The 8,871-nt window shown below is 44.3% G+C and carries 4 protein-coding genes; 2 read left to right on the top strand and 2 right to left on the bottom strand.

The annotated features are described in order from the left end of the window. Positions 1–481 precede the first annotated feature (481 nt). Together LZ23_RS24880 and LZ23_RS22030 are read left to right on the top strand one after the other, a co-directional pair. Positions 482–934, top strand: coding sequence for an MFS transporter (locus tag LZ23_RS24880; protein ID WP_045217777.1), 453 nt, complete (start codon positions 482–484; stop codon positions 932–934). Positions 935–1,456: 522 nt separating this feature from the next. Next, positions 1,457–2,653 (top strand): ATP-binding protein, encoded by a 1,197-nt coding sequence (locus LZ23_RS22030; protein WP_045217779.1) that lies wholly within the window; start codon positions 1,457–1,459, stop codon positions 2,651–2,653. A 667-nt stretch (positions 2,654–3,320) separates the two neighbouring features. Here LZ23_RS22030 and LZ23_RS22035 read toward each other — a convergent pair. Both LZ23_RS22035 and LZ23_RS22040 read right to left on the bottom strand, forming a co-directional pair. Further along, a complete protein-coding gene (locus LZ23_RS22035; protein WP_052507615.1) occupies positions 3,321–4,640 on the bottom strand; it encodes a GGDEF domain-containing response regulator in 1,320 nt (439 codons plus the stop codon). 262 nt (positions 4,641–4,902) lie between these two features. After that, positions 4,903–8,736, bottom strand: a complete 3,834-nt coding sequence (locus LZ23_RS22040; protein ID WP_084591199.1) for a PAS domain S-box protein — start codon at positions 8,734–8,736, stop codon at positions 4,903–4,905. Positions 8,737–8,871: the final 135 nt, after the last annotated feature.

The following is an 8,871-nucleotide window of genomic DNA, read 5'->3' on the forward strand; positions in this document are numbered from 1 at the left end:
CTTCAGCCTTCAGCCTTCAGCCTTCAGCCTTCAGTCTTCGGTCTTCAGCCTGAAAAGTAAGGTTATCGCCCAAACTTACTATTCTTGTTTAAATTGGGTTGTGGGAACAGCCCGCATTAGATGGTTTACTGGTCAATTGACTCCACGTGTTTCCTTGATTAATAAGCGTTTCACCGGGGCCTGTGACTGAACCTGCGAGTCACTATTATACCCCTCGTTCCCAGGCTCCAGCCTGGGGACGTTTAGTTCTTGCGGCTCCAGCCGCTTCTTCAAAATGTGGCTTAAGCCACAAAAATAGGTGTTCTCAGGCTGGTGCCTGGGAACAAAAAAAACCTGGATTCCGGCTTTCGCCGGAATGACGACAAAGAGTAACAATTTGCTTTAACCGTCACCCCGGACTTGATCCGGGGTCCAGTTTTTTGGAGTTACATGTAAATTGACACCACTATCACCTCCAACCAGCTTTCAAGGCACACACATAATGAATAACACTAAAATGGCCTCACGCCGGGAAATATTCGGCTGGGCCATGTTTGATTTTGCCAATCAGGCCTATACCACCCTGATTATTACAGTTATATATGGTGTTCTGTTCACAAGGGTCATTGTGGGGGATGCCCCGGACTTTAGAGTTGGCAACCTGTTGTGGAGTGTTTCCTTATGTCTGAGTTACGCCATGGTGGTAATTATGGCTCCAGTCTGCGGAGCAATCATGGATCATTCCAGATCCAAAAAGAAATTTCTTTTTGTGAGTTATGTTGTAACAATCCTGACCTGCTTTTGTCTCAAATTTTCCTGTTTTTTCTGGGGAATGCCGAGCCCCAGCTCGGCGCCTGCACCGAGGAACGAGGTGCATTTGTCTAATGCTGGCTTTACCCGCAACCCAAGTAGCAGGAAAAGAATGCTGAACCATAACTGGGACAGTCCCCGGTGACAGGAGTCAGGGATCAGGAGTCAGGAGTCAGGGATCAGGAGTCAGGAGTCAGGTGTCAGGAGTCAGGAGTCAGGAGTCAGAGGTCAGAGGTCAGCCTCCGGCCCATAGGGGCCTACGCCCCGGAGGGAAGTCAGAAGAAGGGTTGTTGAAACTCTGTCCTGTGACTTCTGACTGCTGACTTCTGGACGTCGGACAGTCCCAATGCCCGGCTACTATTACCGCCTTTGCCTGAAATTTCTTGTTTTTTGTGACCCAGTGAAACCCAGCAAAGCTCGAACGCAGAGCATTGTTTCACCGGGCAGGCCCCAGTGAAACCCTGCTATGCAGGAAATCCTTCGGATTTGTTTCACGGGACAGGCAGGATTTCAGCGGTAAGTAAATAAAATATCATCCAAGGGACATTGGCAATTTTAACAACCCTAACCGGATGAACCATAAAAGATACATAATCGCCAGAGATATATACTATTTCATCGCATAATTTTCTTGACTTTTATACGATAGTATCATATATCTTTAAGCATGGATGAATTACTGTATCAGTACAATCCCTGGTGGGAAGGAAATCTCGATCTGTCCGGCATCAGGCCACGAGATCAACAGGTCAATTCGGTCATTTCCGGAATGTCGGGAAAAAGGGCCGTCTTTCTTACCGGGCTCAGGAGGGTTGGCAAAACAACATTAATGCGCCTGATTATTGACCGGCTCATCCAGGGCGGCACCAGTCCTTCTGATATTTTTTATGTCAGCCTGGACGACTATCTTCTTCGAAAACAAACAATTCTTGATACAGTCACAGCCTACAGGGTCCTGCATAAAAAGGGCACAGACCACCCGGTGTTTCTGTTCCTGGACGAGATAACCTATAAGGAGGATTATCATATCCAGCTCAAAAACCTACTTGACCGGGAGCAGGTGACAATTGTAGCCAGTTCATCCTCTGCGTCCATCCTTCGGGACAAAAAGGCCCATCTTACCGGACGTTCCACCAGTTTTGAGATCCAGCCCCTTAATTTTTTTGAGTACATGTCTTTCAAAAACATCAAAGTAGCCCGCCGGGACTCAAGCCTCCTGGACAGCTACTTTAAGGATTATATGCGCCAGGGCGGACTGCCAGAGCATGTCCTTGGATCCGGTCGGGAGTATCTCATGGGTCTTGTGGACGACATCATTCAAAAAGACATTGCCGCGTTTTACGGACTGAGGGACCATCAGGTTCTGAGGGATTATTTCACCCTGCTCATGGAACGCAGCGGAAAACAGATCAGTATCAACAAAATCGGAAAAATCCTTAAAATTTCCCCGGACACATCCAGAAGATACCTGGACTATTTCCGGGATACCTTTCTGATTCATCTCGTTCCCCGCTGGGGGACCACCAACGAAAGAATCCTTTCTCCAAAAAAGGTTTACGTATGTGACCTGGCTGTCAAACACCTCTTCATCGGAGACCGGGACCTGGGTAGTTATTTTGAAAATTATGTTTATTTGCAGCTTCGCAGACACACGGAAGTTTTCTATTATCGGGAGAATGGCATTGAAATTGACTTCCTGACCCGAAACGGAACCCTTATCGAGGCAAAATACAACTCCAGGATGGAGGGTGCTCAGCTTGAAGGTTATCAAAAGCATCCGGCAAAACGCAAAATCATCCTGGATTCCGTTAAAGCATTGTCAAGCCTTGATGATTTGTTCAAAGACAATGGTGAAGAAAGCTGAATGGTGGCCAGTATCTGATTGACATATTTGTTTTGGCTATTCCGGTTTAAGCGTACTTGCATGTAAACTTGAGAGTTCAAAGTTCTTGGTTCCTCGTTCTTGGTTGTAAGCTCTTCACCCGGGCGGCCCGGGACCGAACTTGTGAGTAACTGTCTTTAAAGTGGAGCCTGCATCCTGCAGGCTATTTAATTCCAGGCGGCTGGAAGCCGCCTCCACCTTGAAGAACAGTCCCATATTTGGAAATTGGGACAGTCCCCGCGAGGAAACGTTAAAAAGTTTGATACTGCATTGGTTTTTGGCAAAAATCGGTTTTAATGAAAAAATTTACATAGCGAGGGACAGTCCCCCTCCGGGCTGTAAGCCTCCGGGCAGGAAGCTGTGCCAAGCGCAAAGTTCCCATCTTTGACGGAACTTTTTTGGTAATTGTAAGTGAATCTTAAGCGCTAACTTAAATCCAAGTAATTCCGACGAAAGCCGAAATATCGAATACTATGGGCCATTCTGGTAAAATTAGCTCCTATGCCCAGTATCAGCCAGCAAATGTCGTAAACATATATTTTATCACGCAATTCATTTTCAGTAATTGATCCGGGGTTCAGTATTTTGCATTTCGATTCACAAAATGGCAGCTGGATGATGCAAAGTTAAAAAAATAAGTACAGCCTGCTCATTTGCTAACCACAGTTCTATTCCTGCCCATGCGTTTGGCTTCATACAAGGCATCATCTGCTTTTTTTATCAACTCATCCATGCTTCTCATTTCCTTTTCCCATAATGCCACACCTATACTGACATTAAATGCTACTTCAACATCACCACAAACAGCTGGACTGCCTGCTACTCGCTTCCTGATTCTTTCAGCTGTTATTTCAGCACCTTGCAGATCTGTATCGGGTAAAATTACAGCAAACTCTTCACCGCCGAATCTTCCAGTGGTATCAATAATCCGCAGCTCATCAGTGACAATTTGGCCAAAATGTCTTAAAACTTCATCACCGGCTGCATGACCAAAGCTGTCATTTATACGCTTGAAATGGTCTATATCCAGCATAAGCAAGGAAAAGGTACGATCGTGTCGACGTGCTCCTTCAATGGCTTTAATTAGTGCCTGAGAAAAATATCTTCTGTTCCAGAGGCCTGTCAGCTCATCAGTGGTTGCCAGATAACGAAGCATTTTCTCTGCTTTTTTTCGTTCAGTTATATCTTGAGATGATCCCACAATAAATCTGATTGATCCATTTTCAGACACAGGGGTAAGCGTAGTATGCCAGGTCCTTTCTCCTCCAGGCAAATTCAGGGTTTCTTCATAGTTAACTGGAATGCCTCCCTGTACACATCTGACATAATTTTGTTTGATCTCTCTACCAGCATCATGCCCCAGAAGTTCTTCAGGAGTCTTACCTCTGATCTGTGAGAGGGCAATCCCTGTGGCATCCTGGTGTGCCTTATTGGTGCGCATGAACCGGAATTGTTGATTTTGTTCAACACAGATTAGAAACATGGCATCCTGCGTTCCCTCAAACACCATCTCATATTCTCTGGTAATATCTTCCAGACTCTGCTTAGCTTTTTGCAGCTCCTCCCTGATGCTGGTTAACCTGAACAAGGCGTTTACCCTGGCTAAAACTTCACAGCTGTCCAAAGGCTTTACCATATAATCATCAGCCCCCATGTTAAGCCCATGTGCTGTATCGACTGCAGCCCTTTTTTTACCTGTAATAATGATGACATGAGTATTTACCAGTTCAGGATTATTCTTAATTTCAGAGCAAAAGTTGATTCCGTTTCCATCAGGCAGGAAAATATCCATCAAAACCATATCAGGCTTCAGGGTAAGTGCTTCATTTACTCCTTGCCGCCCCGAAGGTGCCAAAGAGATTTCATATCCTGCTTTGGTCAGAACACTTTTGAGAAAGACACAGATGGTATTGTCATCATCAACTATTAGTATTGAACGCTTTTTTTTGTGTATATTGTAATTATTCATATTTTGAGAATTCATATTTTTGAGGATTATTAAATAAAATGTCGGTAATAGTTTAGCCTTTTTTTAAGGAAAGTAGGGGACAGGCACTCTGGGCCCCACTTGAGGATCAACCGATGATTTAAACGTCTCACTTTTGAGACAAGTGGGTCCCAGAAGAGCCAGTCCCCCTCCGGGCTGTATGCCTCCGGGCAGGAAGCCGTGCCACATGCAAATGGCTAAACTATTACGAATGTCGCTATAGTGTTAAACAATAAATCAATACTCAACTTTCACTGCTGAAATATGATTCATGATAATTTTTTAATAGCTCAAGCTCCTGAAGAACAGCTTCAAGAGTGTTAGAGACATCCATCTCAGCATTAGCGGCCTGCTCAAGATTAGAAGCAGCTTTAAGGCCACTTGCAGCACAGATGGTGCCCATAGCGCTTTTGAGCTTATGGGCCTGTCGCTGGATGTCCTTTAGATCATTATTTTTCATGCTTTTTTGAAATCCTTGAACATAGTTTGGCAATTCATCCGTGACAAATCCGGAAAACAATGTTTCCCATAGTTCTGTATCCCCCATGTAGCGACTCTCAACACAGTCGTGATCAATGATCACATCATCCTGATCAAGATCAACATCTTCCTGAGTATTATCTTCTTCAAAACCAGACTTCACTCTACCCTTTAAAACAAGTTCAATCTCTTGAAAAAGAATATCCGGATTTATGGGTTTGGATACAAAGCCATCCATTCCTGAGGCCAGGATATCCGCTTTTTGCTCTGCCATGACATAAGCAGTAAGAGCAATAATGGGAGTCTGGCTTTTGCCGGGTTTTAAACTCTCAGACCCGGCTGATTCCTTGGATTCAGAAACAGAACGTTCTACTTCTTTTGATGAGTCTATTGCCCTGGATTCTTGTTTTTCCAGTTCCCTTATCTTTCTGGTTGCCTGAATTCCGTCCATTCCGGGCATCTGAATATCCATGAGAATGACATCAAACCTGTCATTTTTAAAAGCCTTGACCGCCTCTTCTCCATTATGGACAAACACTGACTTATGCCCGGCGCTTTCCAGGATAAATTTGATGTATTTCTGGTTAAGAGGAACATCTTCAGCCACCAGAACCTTAAGTGATTTTGATAAAGAAACACTGCCCTTCTCAAGAGAAGGCTCTGGTCTGTCTAAGATCATATCTTTGTCAGGTAACTTAAATGGCAAGCTAAATTGAAAGGTGCTCCCTTTTCCCAGCCTGCTGCTGACTGATATTTCACCGCCCATCAAGTCAATAAATTTTTTGCAGATGGAAAGTCCAAGGCCTGTTCCTTTAACCTGTCTGGAATAAGTGCTTTCAGACTGGGCAAAACCGTCAAAAACCCTGGGCAAAAATGCTTTTGAGATACCTGCTCCAGTGTCTTGCACCTCAAACAAAATCTGTATCTGATCATGGCTTCTAACCACAATATTGGCCCTGACAGTGATGGAACCGCTATTGGTAAATTTTACAGCATTGCTGACCAGATTTCTCAAGATCTGCTCCAGACGCAACGGGTCTCCAACAACCACCTCAGGCAGATCAGGAGGTAATTCACAACTCAGTGACAGATTTTTTTCCTGAACCGGAATGGCATACAAATTAATGACCCTTTCAACGACATCCACAATAGAAAACTGCTTTTTATCTAACAAAAGTTTTCCGGCCTCAACCTTGGACAGGTCAAGGATGTCATCAATTATGCTGCCCAGAGATTGTGCTGACTCCATAGTCATGTTAATGAGCTGTAGCGTACTGTTATCAAACTTCTTTGATGCCAGCATTTTTAAGGCCCCCATTATCCCGGTCATGGGGGTACGTATCTCGTGACTCATATTGGCCAGAAAATCACTTTTGGCTTTGGACGCTTCTCTCGCAGCCTGCCAGGCTTTAGTCAACTCATGCTCATATTTTTTGGCTTCAGTAACATCAAGACCTATGCCCAAAACTCCGATAATGCTTCCATCAGGCTTAGAAAGTCTGATTTTCATGGTTTTAAGGAGGTGCTTACAACCGTCTGTAAAAGTTACTTCCTCATCAAAGTAAACCGGACCATCACTTTCCAGAGCCTTTTGATCAGTTTCAAGACATTTTACAAGTTCATCTTGAGTAATGCTTGGGTTTTGGGTTGAAAAACCAGTATTCTCCCGGAAAGCTTTGTTTACAATGAGAGGTTTCTGATCCAGATCTACCAGCCAGATATTAATTGGAGCTTCCTCGAGAATGGTTGAGAGCAGTTTTTCACTTTGCTCCAAGGCATCCTGCGCGTTTTTCTGTTTGGTTATATCGCGCACAAACTCAATAATTCCTGAGACTTTGCCTGTGCTGCAATCCATCATGGGATATGAAAAGACTTCAAACCACTTGCCGGTGCCTGGGAGGCCCTGCACTTGTTCCCTTTCTACCTTCATGCTGTTTATGCAGCGCAGGGAAGGACACGGCTCACAATGTCCGGCTCTGTTATGGAAAGCCTCATAACATTTTTCTCCCACAAGAGGCAGGTTATCCACGTACCATTTTTCCATAAACCTGTTGACGTGCCTGATGGTCAGGTCTGGTTCAAGCACACTTATGCCATCCTGAATGCTCTCAAATATACTGTTTAAAAACAGTTCATTCTCCTGAATCTTACGTTCATTTTCCTTTTTTTGAGTAATATCGCTGAACACGGAAACCACACCAACAATTTGTGAACCATTCACTAAGGGGGTAGACGTAATGTCAATAGGAAACAAGGTCCCATTCTTACGCCGGAAGTATTCTTCATTAGAGTAATTTTTCCCGTTAATCACTGCCTGAAACAAAGGACAATCATCTATGGGAATATAATTATCTTCATTGTGATGATGAAACAGATCATGTCCCACCTGTCCAATCATTTCTTCAGGCTGATAGCCCAACATCCTGCCGGCAGCTGAATTGGCAAAAGTAATCCGGCCCTGCTTATCCATGACGTAAAGCCCCTCTCCCATGGTTTCGGTTATGGCTATGAGCTTTTTTTGTTCATCACCGAGAGATTCTTTATCTTTCAATATCCTGAAAAAGGCCCAAAAAAGCAGAAGAAACAATAAAGAGGAAATAATTCCAACCGCCCAAAAATGCTGCTGCGCCACCTTGAGTTCATCAGCAGGAGCAAACGAAATCAAAAACGCTGTTGCTTTTTCCTGCGTATCCCTAACCGGGGTAAAAGTCGCACTGTATGGATGTCCATATAGCCGCAGGGAAACTGATTCGGAAATACCGTTTTCAAGTATGTGTTGAGCAGTTTCCTTAGTTGAGAGAAGATGCAACAGATCATGTGCGTTGTCAGACAAAGGAGGAGGAGCATGAGGCAGCACCCTGTGGGGGTCTTCAAAGTACCAGTCCGGATGAACTGGAGATGGTTCATAAAGGTATCTTTGTTCATCAAAAAGTTTGGACTCCACTGATGACGCATTGATAATAAATGTGTATTCTCTGTCTGGATTCATCCGGGCCATGGCTGACCTGAAGGCCTCAATGGGCTGGCTCAGCTCAACACTGCCCATGTGGACTCCATTATGGATAATTGGAAATACATTGCGAAACCCTGAAACCACTCTTCCTGTTTCAAAGCCTGCAGAAAATTTCAGTTCAGTATTGGCAATTCTGATGGTCGGCCTGATATGCTTTAGAGGATCGCTGTGTTTTTCAGGATAATGAAAGCGAAGAAAGCTTTTACCTTCAGGGGTGTGAAAGTGCAGCTGCTGAATATTTCGTTTACTCAGCAGGTCCTGGTATAAAGGATTCAGCAGCTGGAAGAGTCTGGTTCTTGCATCTTCTCTGGTTTGCTGGTCATCAAAGGATATGGATTCAAGTATTTCCAGGACACCCTGGGTCATGATGTAAGCATCAAAATAGGCCTGCATACCTGACTGTTTCTTTAGTAAGATTGATTGCCAGACTTTTTCCTGGTGTTCTGATTGTGCTTTGAGGTAACCAGCAGCATGATTGCTCTGGGCACGATTCAGATACAACAAGGTCGACAACAAAAGTAACACGAGAAACATCAGTATTGACAATGAAAATGGTGATTTAAACAGCTTTATTAGATCTTTCATGGTTTTAATGATTTGTTAATGTTTCAGGCGCGGGGACCGGGACCGAAGTTGTGAGTAACTGTCTTTAAAGTGGAGCCTGCATCCTGCAGGCTATTTAATTCCAGGCGGCTGGAAGCCGCCTCCACCTTGAAGAAC

This window comes from Desulfonatronovibrio magnus, assembly GCF_000934755.1.
GTDB classification, from domain to species: Bacteria; Desulfobacterota; Desulfovibrionia; order Desulfovibrionales; family Desulfonatronovibrionaceae; genus Desulfonatronovibrio; species Desulfonatronovibrio magnus.